This is a genomic window from Agrobacterium sp. CMT1 (assembly GCF_037203725.1).
Taxonomy (GTDB): Bacteria; Pseudomonadota; Alphaproteobacteria; order Rhizobiales; family Rhizobiaceae; genus Agrobacterium; species Agrobacterium pusense.
In genome coordinates, this window is sequence record NZ_JBBCAR010000012.1 from 1 (window position 1) to 596 (window position 596).

Genomic DNA, 596 nt, shown 5'->3' on the forward strand with positions numbered 1-596 from the left:
GTGGGATCCACAATGATCACAACCGCTTACGTCATCGACGCCAAAGGCCTTTTGGTGACGCAGGCAGGATCCGTCCGTCTCATCCCGTGGACCTCTATTCGGTTCATACACGTTCACGTAACGAGTGGGGTCGGCTCCACCGGTTTTCCCGTCTACAGCGCCCGTTTGCGGATGCTCTTCGCGTCGAGGGAGATATCCTCGCTGCATTGGCAGGGAGAGGCACGTACCGATCAATCAGCCGGCTACGTTCGCTTCATGGAAGAACTTATTCCATTTGCAATCGCCCGTAACCCGCGGATTCGCCTCCGACACGGTGGCGACCCTATGCTCGAGGCAGCGATCCCGACGGTGCTGTTTCTCGTCTCCATGCCATTCTTGTTGATACCGTTCTTGATCGTTAAACCGCTTGGTGCTCTTGTTTCCGGCTTCAAATTTTCCGGGTTGAACAAATTCGGAACCAGGCCCGTAGTTGCTGCGATCATCGCGGGGCTTGGTGTGGCGCTCAACATGCTTCCCTGGTCGACCGGCAAGCAGTTCAAGGTCGACGATCTGCCAACCGCAGAACTTCCGCCGAAATATCGGAAAGCTCGCGTCTC

At 56.4% G+C, this 596-nt stretch carries 1 protein-coding gene; it reads left to right on the forward strand.

Features of this window, described 5'->3' with window-relative positions:
- Positions 1–12: 12 nt before the first annotated feature.
- The coding region (locus WA845_RS15110) for a hypothetical protein (RefSeq protein ID WP_337322439.1) at positions 13–596 on the forward strand (584 nt) is incomplete at its 3' end.